Consider the following 17,707-nt stretch of genomic DNA (forward strand, 5'->3'; position numbering starts at 1 on the left):
CGAGGTTCTGGGTATCGAAGCGCCCTTCCCCGCGTCCTATTGGCCACGGCGGTACGACGACGCTTGCATGTCGGAATGGGTGTCCGGGGCGCTTTGAGCGCCCCGGAACGAGCCCGTTACTTCGCGGCCTCGACCGCTGTGACCAGTTCCTTGACGGCCTCTTCGGACGTCAGTTCGCCGTTGAACTCACGCGTCACGACGTCGTAGATCGCGTTCTTGACGGCAGCCGGGTTGGCATGGCCATGCGCCATGGAACCGAAAAGCTTGCCGTTGCTGTTGGCTTCGGCGAGGTCCTTGATGCCCTTCTTGCCGCAAGCGTCGAAGTCCATGTCCGGAACGTCGGTGCGGGCCGGGACCGAACCCTTGACGACGTTGAAGGCCGACTGGAAGGTCGGGCTTTCGATGGCCGAAGCCATGGCGAGCTGCGCCGGAACCTTGTCGTCAGCAACCTTGAACATCGCGAACTGGTCGGAGTTGAAGGTGACCGAGCCTTGCGTGCCCGGGAAGCGCATGCAGACGAAATCGGTGCCAGGCACCTTCTTGGCCTTCAGGAACTCGCCCTTCGCCCAGTCGCCCATGAACTGCAGGCCGGCCTTGTTCTCGATGACCATGGCGGAAGCGAGGTTCCAGTCGCGACCGGAGAAGTTGTCGTCGACATAGGAGCGCAGCTTCGTCATGCGATCGAAGGCTTCCTTCATCTTGTCGCCGCCGAGCGCTGCCGGGTCGAGATCGATGAAGGCCTGCTTGTAGAAGTCGGTGCCGAGCGAAAGCACGACGGCGTCGAAAATCGTCGCATCCTGCCAGGGCTGGCCGCCATGAGCAATCGGGGTGATCCCTTGAGCCTTGAAGTTGTCGAGCAGAGCGATCAGCTCGTCCCAATTGGCCGGCTCCTTGCCGCCAGCCTTGTCGAGTGCGGCCTTGTTGATCCAGACCCAGTTGGTCGAATGCACGTTGACCGGAGCTGCGATCCAGTGGCCGTCATACTTCGAGAACTGCTGCAGGGCGGTCGGAACGACCTTGTCCCAGCCTTCCTTGGCAGCCGTCTCGTCGAGGTTGCCGAGCGCGCCTTCCTTGGCCCAGTCGAGAATGTCGAAGCCGAGCATCTGCACGGCGGTCGGAGCGTTGCCCGCGGTGACGCGAGCGCGCAGGACGGTCATGGCTTCCGTGCCGCCACCGCCGGCAACCGGCATGTCGGTCCAGGTGATGCCCTTGCTTTCCAGATCCTTCTTCAGAACGTCGAGCGCGGCAGCTTCGCCACCGGATGTCCACCAGTGCAGAACTTCCACATTCTCGGCTGCGCGCGCGGCGGTGGCCGCCATCATCAGCGCCACAACGGCCGTCGTCGTCATCAACTTGCGCATCGTTATCCTCCCGTTTGCAAGTTTTCGAAGTGGAACCTCCTTCCACCCCGGAATTCGCGCCGCTCTAGCCAGCGGCTGGCCATTTAAAACGTTATAAATTCAGCAAGTCAAGCATTCCGCCATTTTGTATTTTAGCACCTTCGGAACCTTTTGAATTTGCTGAATTATATAGCACGCATTAGCTATTGCAGTGCAGCAAATCATGCCGCGATGCGAGATTTAAAACGTTTTCATGATTCGATTGCCTAAGCGTTCGCACCACGTTACAAAACCCGCTCTCGCCCGCTCTCAGGATGACTTGCATTGGCCGATCCCTCCAAGCCCGCCCATCGCGAAGACGGTGGCTCCACCGCCAAGCGCGGCAAGCCGACCCTTCGCACGATCGCGGAAATCACCGGCCTTGCGGTCACCACCGTATCCCGCGCGCTTTCCGATGCGCCGCAGATTTCGCTCGATACCCGCAAGCGGGTGCGCGAGGTCGCCGATGAGATCGGCTACTCGCCCGACCGCGCCGCCCAGCGCCTGAAGACCGGCCGCACCAATGTCATCGGCGTGCTGCTCGACCCGCATGAGGAAATCCTGGGCTACGGCACGTCGATCATGAGCGGCATCGCCAAGGCGCTGCAGGGCACGGCGTTTCACCTGATCGTCATGCCGAACTTCCTGAATTCGACCAATGTCGAGGCGGTCAACTACATCACCCGCAACGGCATGGCCGACGGCCTGATCTTCTCGCGCACGGAACCGCTCGATCCCCGCGTCCGGCTGCTGTCGGATCTCGGCTTTCCCTTCGTCACCCATGGGCGCACTGAGCTTTCCACCCCGCATCCCTATGTCGACTACGACAACTTCACCTTTTCCTACCAGGCGACGAAACGCCTGATCGCCAAGGGCAGGCGCAAGCCGGCTCTCATCAGCGGTCCCGCCGGTTTCACCTTCGCCGGTCATCTGCAGCATGGCTTCATGACCGCCGTGCGCGAGGCCGGCTGCGCCTATGAGATCCTCACCGGCATCGACCTTGATAGCCCCGCCGGCGCGATCCGCGACCGTATCCGGCAGCGCTACGCCGAGCCCGGTCCGCCGGACAGTTTCATGTGCGGCGGGGAGGTCTGCGCGCTCGCAACCATCACCGGCATGAGCGATTGCGGGCTGACGCTTGGCCGCGAATACGACATCGTGGCCAAGCAGACCTCGCATCTGCTGAGCGCCATCCAGCCGCAGGTCGAGACGATCTACGAAGACCTGACGGCAACCGGCGAGGATATGGGCCGGGTGCTCCTGCAGAAGATCGGCGGCGAAAGCGACGTCAGCAAGCTGCAACTGTTGCTCTGTCCGCAGATCCCCGCGAGTTTCAGCACGGCGGGCTGAGCGGGCGGAAAAGATGCGCAAGGCCGCGTCGCGTGACGCTGCCTCCTGCCGCCTCTGATCTCCGCCCTCGATCCGCATGTCTTCTCCTCCCTCGCCCTAGCCTTAACGCGGCATCCACCAGCCGGTGCGCGGCCCCATATGCATGTTGAGCGTCTTGGTCTCAGTGTAATCCTCGACCGAATGTCGGCCGAGCTCGCGGCCGAGGCCGGACTGGCGGTAGCCGCCGAAGGGCAGCTCCGACGCACCATCCATGAAGGTGTTCATCCAGATGGTGCCGGCGCGCACGCGGCGGCCGATCGTCAGGCAGGTGTCGAAGTCGCGGCTCCAGACGCCGGCCGAAAGACCGTAGTCGATCGCATTGGCTATGCTGATCGCTTCCTCGGTCGACTCGAAGGTCAATACCGAGAGAACCGGGCCGAACACCTCTTCGCGCGCCACCGCCATGTCGGGGCGCACGGCCGAGAGGATCGTCGGCGCCATGAACTGGCCCATGCCGAGATCGAGCGCCGTGCCGCCATGCGCGACCGCCGCCCCCTCCTTCGACGCAGCAGAAACATAGCCGGCAATTTTTTCCAGATGCTGCGGCGTGATGATCGCGCCGACCTGGGTTTCCGGATCGAGCGGATCGCCGACCTTGACCTTGGCCGAAAGCTCAGCGATCCGCCGCGTCACCTCGTCGGCGATATCGCGATGCAGGATCAGGCGCGAACCGGCATTGCAGCATTCACCGGCGTTGAAATAGGCGCCGAAGACGGCGGCATCGATGAATTCGTCGAGATTGGCGTCCGGGAACACGATCTGCGGGTTCTTGCCGCCGAGTTCCAACGACACCTTCTTCAGCGTCTGTGCGGCATTGGCCATGGTCAGGCGACCAACACCGGTCGAACCGGTGAAAGAGACCATGTCGACATCCGGATGCGTCGTCATCGGCGCACCGACCTCCGGCCCCGTGCCGGTGATGATGTTAACGACTCCAGCGGGAACGCCGGCCGCTTCGAGGATTTCGCCGAGCAGCAGGGTCGAGGCCGAGGTCAGTTCCGACGGTTTGACGACCGTGGTGCAGCCCGCAGCCAAGGCAAACGGCAGCTTCTGGCTGACGATCAGGAAGGGGAAGTTCCAGGGGGTGATGATCGACACGACGCCGATCGCCTCGCGCAGCACGACACCGAGTGTGCCATCCCCGAGCGTGTTGTAGCTCTCGCCATGCAGATCGCGGGCAAGGGCCGCGGCATAGCGCCAGATATCGGCGGCACCGCCAAGTTCGCCCTTAGCCTGGCTGATCGGCTTGCCGGATTCGATCGCGTCGAGATAGGCCAACTCATCGGCCCGTTCCGCGATGATGTCGGCGGCACGAAGCAGCACAAGCGAACGCTGCGACGCGGTCATGCGCGGCCAGCTGCCCTCGTCGAAGGCGCGACGTGCGGCGGCGATCGCCTTTTCGGCGTCTGCCTTCGTGCCCGCCTGGTAGCGGCTGACGACGACGCCATGGCCCGGCGACACGCGCTCGATGATGCGCCCCTCGGCGCTGTCCACCCATTTGCCGTCGATCAGCATCTGGAAGGCGCGGACCTTGTGGTCGCCAAGCGCCTTGGGTTTCACGAGCACGGTCATTACCATTCTCCCTTGAATTGGGCTTCACGCTTTTCGGAAAAGGCGGCAACGCCTTCCCTGAGGTCGCCGGTCTTGGCGACCAGGATCGAACCGAGAGCCTCGACCGCCGAGCCATTGTCTTCGCCATTCGCCGAAGCGATCATCAGTTTCGAGATTTCGAGTGCCGCCGGGCCGCGCTTCGCAACACGCGCCGCGTAGTCGCGGGCGGCAGCAAGGACCGTGCCGGTCTCGACGACGGCATCGACCAAACCTTCCTTGAGCGCAGTCTCGGCAGTGAACATCTCGCCACCCAGCACCATGCGCCGCACGATCTGGGCACCGAAGCGCGAGACCAGGCGCTGCGTGCCCGACCAACCGGGAACCATGCCGAGGCTCGTTTCCGGCAGACCGATCTTGATCTGCGCCTCGGCCAGGCGGATGTCGGCCGCGGCCGCAAGCTCCAGCCCGCCTCCGAGCGCGTGGCCGTTGAGCGCGGCGATCACAGGCATGCGCAACGTCGCCAGCCGCTCGAACACACGATGGCCGAAGCGCACCCAGTCATGACCGAATGCGGGCGCATCCATGCCGCCCCAGGCCTTGATGTCGCCGCCGGCCGAAAACGCCTTGCCCTCACCGGTGAGGATGACAACGCGGATGTTGCGGTCGGCCTCTACCGTATCGCAGGCGGCGGCCAGGGCCTTCAGCATGTCGATGTCGAAGGCGTTGAGCTTTTCCGGGCGGGCGACCGTCATGGTCGCGATCGCGCCTTCTATCTCAATTCGGATGCGCCCCTCAGCCATGGTGGCCTCCGTCGAGCCGACGCTGCGCCTTTTTCGGCAGCTCAAGCCCGATCAGTGCGTCCTGGAAGAGGGCAGCATCCATCGTTTTCAGCTGATTGGACACGATCAGCGGAAACTCCGACTGATCAAGAATATGGGTCTGCAGATCGACGCCCGGCGCGATCTCCGTCAGCATGACGCCCTCAGGCGTCAGCTTCATCACGCAGCGCTCGGTCACATAGGTGATGTCCTGGCCTTGCTCGATGCCGCGACGGCCGGAGAAGGTGACGTGTTCGACCTCGTTGACCAGCTTCTTCAGCTTGCCTTCCTTCTCGATCACCAGCTTGCCATCGCCGATCGAAAGCTTGGCGCCGGCATTGAACATGCCGGAAAAGACGATCTTCTTCGCCCGCGCCGTGATGTCGACGAAGCCGCCGGCGCCGGCCGTCACATGCGGACGGAACGAGAGCTTTGAGACATTGACCGAGCCGTGACGGTCGATCTCGAGGAACGAAAGCAGCGACGCGTCGAAGCCGGCACCCTGGAAATAGGTGAACTGGTAGGGCGAAGGCATGAAGGCATCAGCGTTCGAGGCGCAGCCGAAAGCGAAATCGAGAAGCGGCACGCCGCCGACGGCGCCCTGCTCGATCACCCAGGTGACCGCGCCATGCAGGCCTTCTTCGAGCAGGATGCGCGGCACGTTGGCCGAGATGCCGAAGCCGAGATTGACGGCGCTGCCAGCCTCAAGCTCCTGCGCCACACGGCGGGCAATGACCTTCTGGATGTTGAATTCCGGCACGCGGAAGCTCTCGAGCGGTCGGAAGATTTCGCCTGAGATCGCCGGATCGTAGAGCGTCTGGGTCGTCTGCTTCTGGTCGGGATCGACGATGACATAGTCGACAAGCACGCCCGGCACCCGCACGTCGTGCGGCTTCAACGAGCCTTCCTTGGTGATGCGCTTGACCTGGGCAATGACGATGCCGCCGTTGTTGCGAGCGGCGAGCGCCTGGTCGAGACCGCCGAGATAAGCGCCCTCGTGTTCATAGGTGAGGTTGCCGCGCTCGTCCGCGGTGGTGGCGCGGATGATGGCCACCTGCGGCGCGATCGCCTTGAAATACAGCCAGTCCTCGCCCTCGAACGAGACCTTCTTGACCACCGGCTCGGCGGCGGCCGAAGCATTCATCGCGCAGCCTTCGCGCGACGGGTCGACAAAGGTGTCGAGGCCGACCTTGGTCATCACGCCCGGCCGCTTGGCCGCGGCTTCGCGGTGCATATCGAAGAGGATGCCGGACGGGACGTTGTAGGCGGCAACCTCGTTGGCGCCGATCATCTGCCAGATCAGCGGCGGTTCCGCACTCGACGGGCCCGAGGGATAGGAGCCGCCGATGATCTTCTTCAGGAGGCCCTTCTTCGCGATGTAGTCGACACCTTTGATGCCGCTCATGTCGCCGGCGGCGATCGGGTGCAGTGTCGTGAGATCGCGCGGATGACCGGTCGCCTCGAAGCGCTCACCGATCGCCTTCAGCATCAGGTCGGGGCAGCCGAGTCCGCTGGACGACGAGACGGAAACCACCGCACCATCCGGGATCAGGGCAGCCGCTTCGGCCGGCGAGATATGCTTGTTCATCGACATCGTTCAAAGTCCCGTTTCGATCGCCACGGCCTGGCCGGTCGCAGCCGCCTTGGCCACGGCAAGACCCGTCGCCAGCGACCAGACGCCATCTTCGCCCGTCGCCGAAGGACGGCCTTCGCCTCTGACGGCAGCATGGAAGGCGGAAAGTGCGGTTTCGTAGAGATTGCGATGGTCGAGCGATAGCTCGGTCTCACCATCGGCATTGCGCAGCGTCACGGTCCCGACCGGTCGCTGCGTCATGACCTTTCGGCCGATCAGCGAACCGTCGGTGCCATGCACCTCAAGGCCGGTATCGGCAAACCTGGTGGTAAAGGCGTCATGGAACTGGGCGATGACGCCAGAGCGGAAGTGGAGCACGCCCATGACGCCGTCTTCCAGACCTTCCTTGCCCATGCCGGCGCTATGGCTGATGGCGACCGCTTCGATCGGGTCGTCATTGAGAATGAAGCGCAGCGTATCGGCATCGTGCACGGTGATGTCGAGGATCACGCCGCCGCCGGCATCCGGCCGCTCCAGCCGCCAGCCCTGGAGATGCGGAGGCAGATAGACCGCATGGAAGACGCGTGCGGCAATCGGCCGACCGATCTTACCCTCGGCGATCGCGTTGCGCATGGCACGATGGGTGGCGGCATTGCGCAGGTGGTGGTTGGTGGCGAGCACCACGCCCGCCTCACACGCCTTCAGCACCATCTCGCAGCCATCATTGAGGTTCATCGCCAGCGGCTTCTCGCAAAGCACATGTTTGCCGGCGGCGATCGCCGCCAGCGTCTGTTCGCGATGCAATTCGTTGGTGGTCGAGACATAGACCGCATCGACGTCGGGATCGCCGACAAGTTCGGCAACTGACGTCACCGACTTCGGAATGCCGTTTTCTTCGGCATAGGCAGCGCCTCGCTCGGCGTTGGTGCTCATGACCGAGACGACCTCACCGCCGGCGGCGCGGATCGCGCCAATCACCCATTCACGCGCAATCGTGCTTGCGCCGATCAGACCCCACCGCGTCATGCCAAAACCTCCCTTTTCCTCTCGACCGCAGCGCCGCAGCTCTGGCGAACGACGAGGCGCACCGAACCGACGATCGCTTCGGGTTCCGCCTTGCCGGCCTTGATCTGCTTCAACAGCAATTCGGCAGCCCGCTGACCCATGCCCTGCGGATCGACGGAAACCGTCGTCAGTGCCGGCACGGCGGTCTTCGCCTCGATCACGTCGTCGAAGCCGATGACGGCGAAATCGGCGCCTGGCTCCAGCCGCCGCGCCCTGAGGCCATCGCAGACGCCGAAGGCGACCGCATCGTTGAAGCACAGCGCCGCCGTCGGCCGGTCGGCGAGCATCATCGCCTGTTCCACCGCCGTTACCCCGCCGGCGCGCGACGGCGCCGAACCGATGATCAGCGCCTCCGACACCGGCATCCCGGCCTCGATAAGGGCGTCGCAGTAGCCGCGCATGCGCGCCTCGAACACGGCAGTATCGGAAAAGCCGCCGAGGAAGGCGATGCGCTGGTGGCCACGCTCGATCAGGTGACGCACGGCCGCCATGGCGCCGGCGTGGTTGTCGGATATCAGTGAAGAAACGTCGGCGCCGGCAATGTCGCGCACGACAAGCACGACGGGAATGCCGCTATCGACCAGAGGCGCGAGATCGGCAACTTCCGTGCCGCGCGCCGGAGAGACGATCAGGCCGGAGACGCCGTGCTCACGCATCGACGCCACCACTTCGCGCTGACGCTCGATCTTTTCACCGGTGTTGGCGAGGAACTGCACGAAGCCAGCCGACTGAACGACCGCATCGACGCCGACAGCGAGTTCGGCAAAGAAGCTGTTGGTGAGATCGTTGACGACGATGCCGATGATCTTGGATTTCGACTGGCGAAGATTGGCAGCTCCACGGTTGTAGACATAGCCGAGATCGCGGATGGCCGCATTCACCTTGGCGCGGGTCGCCTCGTTGACGAGCGAACTGCCCTGAAGGACGAGCGACACGGTCGACTTCGACACGCCGGCGGCGTGCGCAATATCGATGACCGTCACCCGTTCCTTGACCACAGCATCCTCCCGAATTCTCGTACCTGCTTTTCTCTTTCATAATTGGAACGTTCCAATTTCGTCAAGAGAGCCTTGATCACTTTTTTCCGTTTTGCTCGCTCACTGCAGGATTGGTCAGCCTGGTTGACCGATGCCACGTGTGACCATCGTGAACTTTAAACCAATGAAAAGAAATAATATTTTCTCTGTCGCGGCACCAACGATCAGGCGCATGCCATACACCCGAAAACATTGCCGCTTGCCATTTGGAACGATCCAAAGTATTTCAAGACAAACTTCCGCGGAGGAGACCAACCCCGATGACAAGCCTGACGCTGCCGCGCCAAGACGGCTCGCTCGAACACTACCGCCTGACGGGAACGCCAATCGCGCGGCCGCAGACGCCGCCGACCTTCAACCGCATCGCCTATGCGGCCGCCCATGTGGTCTCGGATCCTCTCCGGGATCTCGATCCCTGGGGCAATCCGGCGATCGACTGGGAGGCGACGCTGGCGTTTCGCCACCATCTCTGGAGCCTTGGCTTCAAGATCGCCGAGGCGATGGACACCGCCCAACGCGGTATGGGTCTTGCCTGGCCCGGCGCGCAGGAACTGATCCGCCGCTCGCTCGCCGAAGCGCGGCAGGTTCCGGGCGCCGATCTTGCCTGCGGTGCCGGCACCGACCACCTGGCGCCGACCGATGCGCGATCGCTGGACGACGTGATTGCCGCCTACGAAGAGCAGGTCGGCTTCGTCGAAGGCGAGGGCGGCAGGGCGATCATGATGGCAAGCCGCGCACTCGCCCGCGTTGCCCGCTCCGCCGACGACTATCGCCATGTCTATGGGCGCATCCTCGGCCAGACCCGACACAAGGTCGTGCTGCACTGGCTCGGCGACATGTTCGACCCGCAACTTCGGGGTTACTGGGGCTCTGAGGACTTCGACCAGGCGCTCGATACCGTGCTCTCGAGCATCGAAGCCAACCGCGACAAGGTCGAAGGCATCAAGATCTCGCTGCTCGACAACGCCAGGGAAGTGGCGCTACGCAACCGCCTGCCGGACGGCGTGCTCTGCTTTACCGGCGACGATTTCAACTATGCGGAACTGATCGAAGGCGACGGCACGAAGTTTAGCCACGCCCTGCTCGGCATTTTCGATGCGGTGGCACCCTCCGCCTCCAAGGCGCTCGCAGCACTCGCCAAGAGTGACCTCGCCACCTTCCGCGGCGTGATCGAGCCGACCGTGCCGTTGTCACGCAAGATCTTCGAGGCGCCTACGCAATACTACAAGGCCGGGGTCGTTTTCCTTGCCTGGCTGAACGGGCACCAGCGCCACTTCACCATGCCCGCCGGCATGCAGTCCGCCCGCGGGGCGCTGCACTATGCCGACATCTTCCGTCTCGCCGACCGCGCCAATGTGCTCGACCGGCCGGAACTGGCGGCGCAACGGATGCAAAGCCTGCTATCGACATTTGGCGTCGAGCAGAGCGCTTGAGCAGAATGCTAAAACGGCGCCCGAGGGCGCCGTTCCATATCCAGCCAACCGGGCAGGTTTCAGGACACCTCAGGCCGCCAGGCCCTTCTTTGCCAGCATCGCATCCGGGCTCGGCAGCTTGCCGCGGAACGCCTTGTAAGCATCCTCCGGATCGATCGAGCCGCCGACCGAATAGATATTGTCCTTGAGGCGGGCGGCCATCGCCGGATCGAAGGCATTGCCGGTTTCCTCGAAGGCCGCGAAGGCGTCGGCGTCGAGCACTTCCGACCACATGTAGGAATAGTAGCCTGCCGAATAGCCGTCGCCCGAGAAGACGTGCAGGAAATGTGGGCTGCGGTGGCGCATGACGATGGATTTCGGCATGCCGATCTCATCGAGCTTCTTTGCTTCGAGCGCCATCGGCTCCGCCGTCTCCTCGGCCGTGTGGTAGGCCATGTCGACCAGAGCAGAAGAAGTGAACTCGACGGTGGCGAAGCCGGAGTTAAACGTCCGGGCGGCGAGCACCTTGTCAAGCAGCGCCTGCGGCATCGGCTCGCCGGTCTGGTAATGCACTGCGTAGCGCTTGAGGATCTCCGGCACCGTCAGCCAATGTTCGTAGAGCTGCGACGGCAGCTCTACGAAATCGCGCGACACACCGGTACCCGAAACGGACGGATAGGTGACGTTGGATAGCATGCCATGCAAGGCATGGCCAAACTCGTGGAAGAGCGTGCGGGCATCGTCGAGCGACAGCAGTGCCGGCTTGCCCTCGGCGGGTTTGGCAAAATTGCAGACGTTATAAATGATCGGCAGTTCGCCTTCGGCGCCGTTCTTCAGTTTCAGCTTGTGCTGCGACTGGAACGAGCTCATCCAGGCGCCGGAACGCTTCGACGACCGGGCGAAATAATCGCCGAGGAAGAGGGCCACCAGCTTGCCGGACGCGTCCTTGATCTCGAAGACCCGCACGTCAGGATGATAGGCGGCGATGCCTTTCTTCTCCGTCGCGGTGATGCCGAACAGGCGCTTGGCAACGTCGAAGCAAGCTTCGATGATCTTTTCGAGCTGCAGGTAAGGCTTGAGCTCGCCTTCGGAGAAATTGAACTTCTCGGCCCGGAGCTTTTCGGCATAATGGCGCCAGTCCCAGGGCATGACGTCGTGATTGCGACCCTCGCCGGCAACGAGCCGGGCAAGCTCCGCCTCTTCCTCGTGGGCGCGGGCAACGGCCTTTTCCCAGACCTGCATCAGGAGACCGTTCACTGCGGCCGGCGTCTTCGCCATGGTGTCGTCGAGCTTCAGCGACGCGAAGTTTTCATAGCCGAGCAGCTTCGCCTTTTCCGCGCGCAGCGCCAGCATCTCGGCGATCAGCCCGCGATTGTCGGTGTCGCCGCCGTTTTCGCCTCGCGCGACCCAGGCGCGGAAGGCCTGTTCACGGAGCTCGCGATTTTCCGAGAAGGTCAGGAACGGTTCGATGATCGAGCGCGACAGGGTAACCGCGTATTTTCCCTTCTGGCCACGGTCCTCGGCCACTGCCGCCATGGCGTCGCGAAGGAAGTCCGGCACACCGGCGAGCTGTTCCTCGCTTTCGAGGAACAGAACCCAGTTCTTCTCGTCGGCAAGCACGTTCTGCCCGAACTTCGCGCCGATGCCGGCGAGCTTTTCGTTGATCGCGGCCAGCCGCTCCTGCTCGGGTTTTGCGAGCTTGGCGCCGGATTTGACGAAACCCTTCCAGTGCCGCTCGAGCACACGGGTCGCTTCAAGATCAAGCCCCAGGGACTGGCGGCCTTCCCACAGCGTGTCGATGCGCTTGAACAGCGCGGCATTCATGCCGATCTTGGAATAGTGCCGCGACATCTTCGGGGCGATATCGCGCTCCAGCGCCTGAACCGTTTCGTTCGTGTCGGCCCCGGCCTTATTCCAGAAGATGGAGGACACGCGCGAAAGTGCATCGCCGGCGATTTCGAGAGCAACGATAGTATTTCCGAAGGTCGGACCGGCGGAATTATCGGCAATCGCGTCAATCTCCGCTTCGTGCTCCCGGAAGGCCGCTTCGAACGCCGGCGCGAAATCCTCGTCCTTTACCAGATCGAAACGCGGCAGGCCCTCGTGGCCTGTCCATGACGTGAGCGCGGGATTGAGCGGGGTGCTGGTGGTCATCAGAAATCCTTTCGCATGCGGTCCGGCTTAGGTCCGGGGAGGGGGGCCGGCGACCTCTGACATGAGGAAGCGGCGAAAATGAAGGTGGTTGCCGGCAGGGATACCGTCAAGGCTTGCGCAGGCCGAGAAGCCCCGGCGCGGCGTGCCAGATCGCCTGGACGGCAAAGCCCATGAACAGGAGACCGGAGAGCCTGACGATTGCCAGTTCGTGGCGTCGGTAGAAACGCCGCACCACAGAGGTGCCGATGATGACGATCAGGATCAGGTCGGCAACGAGAAAGCCGATGAGCGAGACGCCAAGCAGCGCCGGAAGCGTATTGAACTCAAGCGCGTTCGCCGAGCTGGCAAGCAGCGCCGTGAAGGTTGCGAGCGCCACCGGATATCCCTTGGGATTGGTGAGCCCAAAGATCAGGCCGCGCCGCAGCGGACGCTCGACGGTCAGGAGTGCCCGGTTCTCGCCCGCCGGCCTCGCACGGAGTGCCGTCCAGCCGATCCAGCCGAGATAGGCGCCGCAAAACAGCCCGAGAATATCGAAGATCGTGGTGCCGACCGAGCGCGCGCCAACGATGGCAACCAGCGCCAGGGTCGACCAGAGAACGTCACCCGCCAGGTGCCCGCCCATGAACAAGGCGCCTGCCTTGCGCCCCTGGCCGGCGCCGATGCCGAGCAACGCCAGAAACGCCGGTCCGGGAATGAGGACATAGGAAAGGGCGGCGAGAAAGGCTCCGATCAGCAGCGTCTCGGACATGGCGGGTTCCCGGTTGTGTTGCCCGCATTCGATCCGGAGGCACCGATTCAGTCAAGAGGAAAGCTAAGCCAGCTATATGACGACGCAGGTGACCGCTTGCCAGCAAAGGTTAGATTCTTGGCCGTGGCGCGGATATGTGTGGCGACTGCATAGACGAACTTGCGCATGTTTTTCTCCTCGGAGAATCGATGGCCGGGCAAGATGCGCGGCCTCGAAAAGAGCATCCCACTTCCTCGGTAGAGCAGCTGTTCCGCCGGGAACGTGCCGCTCGCAGCCGCGCACAAATCTTTCGTCGCGGCGATTTCCCTCGACACGAAGTTGCGCTAGAACGCGGCCGAGTTTTCCCCCGCGAGAAGGACTATCCATGACTGTGCGCAACCTCTTCCTTCTGCCCGGCGACGGCATCGGCCCGGAAGCCATGGCGGAAGTCCGCAAAATCATCGCCTACATGAATGCCGAGCTTTCAGCCGGTTTCGTCACCGACGAGGGCCTGGTCGGCGGTTCGGCCTATGACGCCCATGGCCAGGCGATCTCGGAAGCGGACATGAAGAAGGCGCTGGCCGCCGATGCGGTGCTGTTTGGCGCCGTCGGCGGTCCGAAGTGGGATGCGGTGCCCTATGAGGTGCGTCCGGAAGCCGGTCTGCTGCGCCTGCGCAAGGATCTCGAACTGTTCGCCAACCTGCGTCCGGCGATCTGCTACCCGGCGCTGGCTGCCGCCTCGTCGCTGAAACCCGAACTCGTCGAAGGCCTCGACATCCTGATCGTGCGCGAACTGACCGGCGGCGTCTATTTCGGCGAGCCGAAGGAAATCATCGATCTCGGCAACGGCCAGAAGCGCGGCATCGACACCCAGGTCTACGACACCTACGAGATCGAACGCATCGCCGGCGTCGCGTTCGAGCTTGCCCGCACGAGGCAGAACCGCGTCTGCTCGATGGAAAAGCGCAACGTCATGAAGTCGGGCGTGCTCTGGAACCAGGTGGTGACCGAGACGCACAAGGCAAAATACTCCGACGTCCAGCTCGAGCACATGCTGGCCGATGCCGGCGGCATGCAGCTGGTGCGCCAGCCCAAGCAGTTCGACGTCATCGTCACCGACAACCTGTTCGGCGACATGCTGTCGGACGTGGCGGCGATGCTGACCGGCTCGCTCGGCATGCTGCCGTCGGCCTCGCTCGGTGCCCCGGATGCGGTGACCGGCAAGCGCAAGGCGCTCTACGAGCCGGTGCATGGCTCGGCCCCCGACATTGCCGGCAAGGGCATCGCCAACCCGATCGCGATGATCGCCTCCTTTGCCATGTGCCTGCGCTATTCCTTCAACCTGGTGACGGAAGCCGACAATCTGGAAAAGGCGATCGCCGCCGTGCTCGATCAGGGCATCCGCACCGGCGACATCATGGCCGAGGGTGCGAAGAAGGTCGGCACGACGGAAATGGGCGATGCCATCCTCGCCGCGTTCAAGGCGCTGTCGGCCTGAGCCACCAACGATTCCAGTCGGCGTGATCTGACGCCTTCAGGCATAGCGAAAACAGACACCTCCGGAGCGCATCCGGAGGTGTTTTGCGTTTCATGGCCTTGAATTTGCCAAAAGAACCGACACATCGGGGAACTAGACGCCATGAGAAGAACGAACGCTGCGCAGACATGCGACGCGGCGGCAGGACGGAGATTCATGAACGGACCACTTGCGACCACCGGATGGATTGCACTGACTACCCTCGTCCTCGTGCTCGCACTCATTCCATTGGATCCGTATCTGTCGCAAAGCGCGCAGGCGCTGCCGGAAAGCATCGTCGATTTCAATCGGATGATCACGGACTTTGGGACGTTCGCCTGGATGATCTACCTTTCAGCTGGGGTCCTGGCAGCGACGTTCATCCTGCACCGCGCGGCAAACCAGGGGCCGCTTCAGCGCAGGGCAAGTGCCGCCCGCGATCTTGCGGCCTATTTCCTCCTGACGATCGGCACAGCCAGCGCGCTGGTCCACACACTGAAAATTATCGTCGGCCGGGCCCGGCCGGAACTCTTCACCGAGCTCGGCGCCTACAGCCTGACGCCGTTTGCCAACAGCGGTCTGTACGAAAGTTTCCCCTCCGGCCATTCGACCGCGGCCGGCGCCTTCTTCGGTGTCTTCGCCATGCTGATGCCGAAGCTGAGGCCACTCTTTCTGATCCTGGCGCTGACGATCGGCGTTTCCCGCGTCATCGTCGGCGCACACTACCCAAGCGACGTCGCAGCCGGGCTGCTGCTCGGTCTCTGGACATCCGTGATGGTGGCGTTTCTCTTCGCACGGCAGAACCGGCTGTTTCATCTGAGCGAGGGTGGATGGCCGCTCGTGGGGCGCAGCGATCCGCGCCCATAAAAAAGCCGGCGCGGAAGGCCGCGCCGGAGTCAGGAGAGCCATAGTAGCTCGGGGAAGATTTGGCGCGCTCCCGGGAAATGGTTCTCCCGGGAGCGCGTGACTGCAGACTTAGTCCATCGCGTGAATGTCGCGGTCCTTCGTTTCCGGCAGGAACAGGAGGCCAATGACCAGCGTGATGCCTGCGAAGACGATCGGGTACCAGAGGCCGTAGTAGATATCGCCCTGGGCAGCACTCATCGCGAAGGCCGTTGCCGGAAGCAGGCCACCGAACCAGCCGTTGCCGATGTGGTAGGGCAGCGACATGCCGGTGTAGCGGATGCGGGTCGGGAAGAGTTCGACCAGCAGCGCAGCGATCGGGCCGTAGACCATGGTCACGTAGATGACGAGCACGGTCAGAACGGCGATGATCGTCGTCCAGTTGACATTGGCGGGATCCGCCACCATCGCGTAGGTGCCGCCGCCCGCGATCGTGTAGACGGCCATTTCGGTGGCAGTGCCGACTTCATCCTTCGTCAACAGCTTGTCGGCGACGAGCTTGTCGGCCGGAACCATGGTCTTCTCGCCGCCGCGAACGGCAGCCGGATCAAGCGCCAGTTCCGGGTTGGCGGCGACAAAGCCGTCAAGCTTGGATTCCGGAACCTTTGCCGCACCACGAACCAGCGGGTAGCCGGCATTGTGAAGCGCCGTGTTGGTTTGCTTTTCGAAGGCGGCATTGGCAGCCTTGGCGCCATCGCCTGCGGCGACCGCGTCGTAGCTGTTGATCGTGGTTTCGCCGACCTTGACCGTTGCGGCCGTACCCGCGGCGGCCGTCGTTACCACGTCGTAGGGCACCGAGTTCTTGGTGAGGAATGCGGTTGCGATGTCGCACGAGGTGGTGAACTTCGCCGTGCCCGTCGGGTTGAACTGGAATTTGCAATCGCCGGGGGCCGCGGTCACCGTCGCGCGGACGGTTGCCTGGGCTTGAGCGAGTGCCGGGTTACCAGCCCAGGTCAGCGCCTTGAACAGCGGGAAGTAGGTGAGCATGGCAAGCAGCAGGCCGGCCATGATGATCGGCTTGCGGCCGATCTTGTCGGAGAGCCAGCCGAAGAGCACGAAGAAGCCCGTACCGATCAAGAGCGAAGCGGCGACCATGATATTTGCCGACTGGCCGTCCACCTTGAGCACGCCCGTCAGGAAGAACAGCGCGTAGAACTGACCGGAGTACCAGACGACGGCCTGGCCGACGACGGCACCAAACAGTGCCAGAAGCGCGATCTTGGCATTCTTCCACTGACCGAAAGCTTCCGACAACGGTGCCTTGGAGCCCTTGCCCTCTTCCTTCATCTTCTTGAAGGCCGGCGATTCGTTCATCTTCAGGCGGATCCAGACGGAAACGCCGAGAAGCACGACGGAGACGAGGAACGGAATGCGCCAACCCCAGGCAGCAAAGGCTTCCTTGCCGACCAGGAACTGGACGAGGAGGATCACCACCAACGACAGGAACAGACCGAGCGTCGCTGTCGTCTGGATCCAGGAGGTGAAGTAACCGCGGCGCCCGTGCGGCGCATGCTCGGCCACATAAGTGGCGGCACCGCCATATTCACCGCCGAGCGCCAGGCCCTGCAGCATGCGCAGCGCGATCAGCAGGATCGGTGCGGCAATGCCGATCGAGGCAGCGCCGGGCAGGATGCCGACCAGGAAGGTCGACAGACCCATGATCAGGATCGTCACGAGGAAGGTGTACTTGCGGCCGACGAGGTCACCGAGGCGACCGAAGACCAGGGCGCCGAACGGGCGAACGAGGAAGCCCGCGGCAAAGGCCAGAAGCGCGAAAATGTTACGCGTCGTTTCCGGATAGGAACTGAAGAAGGTCGCGCCGATATAGACGGCAAGCGAGCCGTAAAGATAGAAATCGTACCATTCGAACACGGTACCAAGCGACGAGGCGAAGATGACCTTCTTCTCCTCGCCGGTCATTGGACGCGTTTTTGCGTCGTCCACTGTCGCGACATTTGCCATTTCGTTTATCCTCCACTCCAAAACAGCTTGTTGGAGCGCCCATTGGCTGGTCCGGCATTCCTCCCTAGAACCGCCGGACGTGGTGCGCCTGTTGAAGAGGATGTCAGAAAACCTGCGGCGCAGGCAGAGATGCTTTCGGCTTATGACTTTCGTCTAATGCGGCGATCGACCGCGGACCACGCCGGGGAAGCCACCACGATGCAGCGGCGTCTTGACTCTTC

13 protein-coding genes are annotated in these 17,707 nt (G+C 63.1%); 4 read left to right on the forward strand and 9 right to left on the reverse strand.

Annotated elements, in window-relative coordinates; translation table 11 throughout:
- Positions 1-116 precede the first annotated feature (116 nt).
- Complete coding sequence (locus tag ACN9MO_RS17255) at positions 117-1,349, reverse strand: ABC transporter substrate-binding protein (RefSeq protein WP_425987127.1); 1,233 nt, start codon at positions 1,347-1,349, stop codon at positions 117-119.
- 315 nt (positions 1,350-1,664) lie between these two features.
- Here ACN9MO_RS17255 and ACN9MO_RS17260 point away from each other — a divergent pair, with 315 nt between their 5' ends.
- Entirely contained in the window at positions 1,665-2,729 is a 1,065-nt protein-coding gene (locus ACN9MO_RS17260; RefSeq protein WP_058328036.1) for a LacI family transcriptional regulator, read from the forward strand.
- A gap of 102 nt (positions 2,730-2,831) precedes the next feature.
- Here ACN9MO_RS17260 and ACN9MO_RS17265 read toward each other — a convergent pair whose 3' ends face one another.
- From ACN9MO_RS17265 to ACN9MO_RS17285, 5 genes are read right to left on the reverse strand one after another with little or no spacing between them, the layout of a single operon-like run.
- The gene (locus tag ACN9MO_RS17265) at positions 2,832-4,340 is read right to left on the reverse strand and encodes an aldehyde dehydrogenase family protein (protein WP_058328037.1); all 1,509 of its coding nucleotides are present in this window, start codon (positions 4,338-4,340) and stop codon (positions 2,832-2,834) included.
- Complete coding sequence (locus ACN9MO_RS17270) at positions 4,340-5,119, reverse strand: enoyl-CoA hydratase/isomerase family protein (RefSeq protein WP_113132344.1); 780 nt, start codon at positions 5,117-5,119, stop codon at positions 4,340-4,342. The genes ACN9MO_RS17265 and ACN9MO_RS17270 overlap by 1 nt, the downstream gene beginning before the upstream one ends.
- Positions 5,112-6,731, reverse strand: a complete 1,620-nt coding sequence (locus tag ACN9MO_RS17275; RefSeq protein WP_112995627.1) for an acyl CoA:acetate/3-ketoacid CoA transferase — start codon at positions 6,729-6,731, stop codon at positions 5,112-5,114. The genes ACN9MO_RS17270 and ACN9MO_RS17275 overlap by 8 nt, the downstream gene beginning before the upstream one ends.
- A gap of 3 nt (positions 6,732-6,734) precedes the next feature.
- Entirely contained in the window at positions 6,735-7,736 is a 1,002-nt protein-coding gene (locus ACN9MO_RS17280) for a Gfo/Idh/MocA family protein (RefSeq protein WP_112995626.1), read from the reverse strand.
- Positions 7,733-8,773 (reverse strand): LacI family DNA-binding transcriptional regulator, encoded by a 1,041-nt coding sequence (locus ACN9MO_RS17285; protein ID WP_112995625.1) that lies wholly within the window; start codon positions 8,771-8,773, stop codon positions 7,733-7,735. The genes ACN9MO_RS17280 and ACN9MO_RS17285 overlap by 4 nt, the downstream gene beginning before the upstream one ends.
- Positions 8,774-9,072: 299 nt before the next feature.
- On the opposite strand from ACN9MO_RS17285, the gene ACN9MO_RS17290 reads away from it, so the two are divergent.
- A complete protein-coding gene (locus ACN9MO_RS17290) occupies positions 9,073-10,245 on the forward strand; it encodes a dihydrodipicolinate synthase family protein (RefSeq protein WP_425985767.1) in 1,173 nt (390 codons plus the stop codon).
- 69 nt (positions 10,246-10,314) lie between these two features.
- Here the strand turns inward: ACN9MO_RS17290 and ACN9MO_RS17295 are convergent, their stop codons facing one another.
- The gene (locus ACN9MO_RS17295; protein ID WP_112995623.1) at positions 10,315-12,378 is read right to left on the reverse strand and encodes a M3 family metallopeptidase; all 2,064 of its coding nucleotides are present in this window, start codon (positions 12,376-12,378) and stop codon (positions 10,315-10,317) included.
- 106 nt (positions 12,379-12,484) lie between these two features.
- Positions 12,485-13,126, reverse strand: a complete 642-nt coding sequence (locus ACN9MO_RS17300) for a LysE family translocator (protein WP_112995622.1) — start codon at positions 13,124-13,126, stop codon at positions 12,485-12,487.
- A 364-nt stretch (positions 13,127-13,490) separates the two neighbouring features.
- Here ACN9MO_RS17300 and leuB point away from each other — a divergent pair, with 364 nt between their 5' ends.
- A complete protein-coding gene (gene leuB / locus ACN9MO_RS17305) occupies positions 13,491-14,603 on the forward strand; it encodes a 3-isopropylmalate dehydrogenase (protein ID WP_425985771.1) in 1,113 nt (370 codons plus the stop codon).
- A gap of 195 nt (positions 14,604-14,798) precedes the next feature.
- Positions 14,799-15,488: a phosphatase PAP2 family protein gene (locus tag ACN9MO_RS17310; protein WP_113133127.1), complete on the forward strand. Its 690-nt coding sequence runs from the start codon at positions 14,799-14,801 to the stop codon at positions 15,486-15,488.
- Between the two features lie 108 nt (positions 15,489-15,596).
- Here the strand turns inward: ACN9MO_RS17310 and ACN9MO_RS17315 are convergent, their stop codons facing one another.
- Entirely contained in the window at positions 15,597-17,486 is a 1,890-nt protein-coding gene (locus ACN9MO_RS17315; RefSeq protein WP_057251995.1) for an MFS transporter, read from the reverse strand.
- Positions 17,487-17,707 lie beyond the last annotated feature (221 nt).

The organism is Ensifer sp. R-19, from assembly GCF_049905105.1.
Lineage (GTDB): Bacteria > Pseudomonadota > Alphaproteobacteria > Rhizobiales > Rhizobiaceae > Ensifer.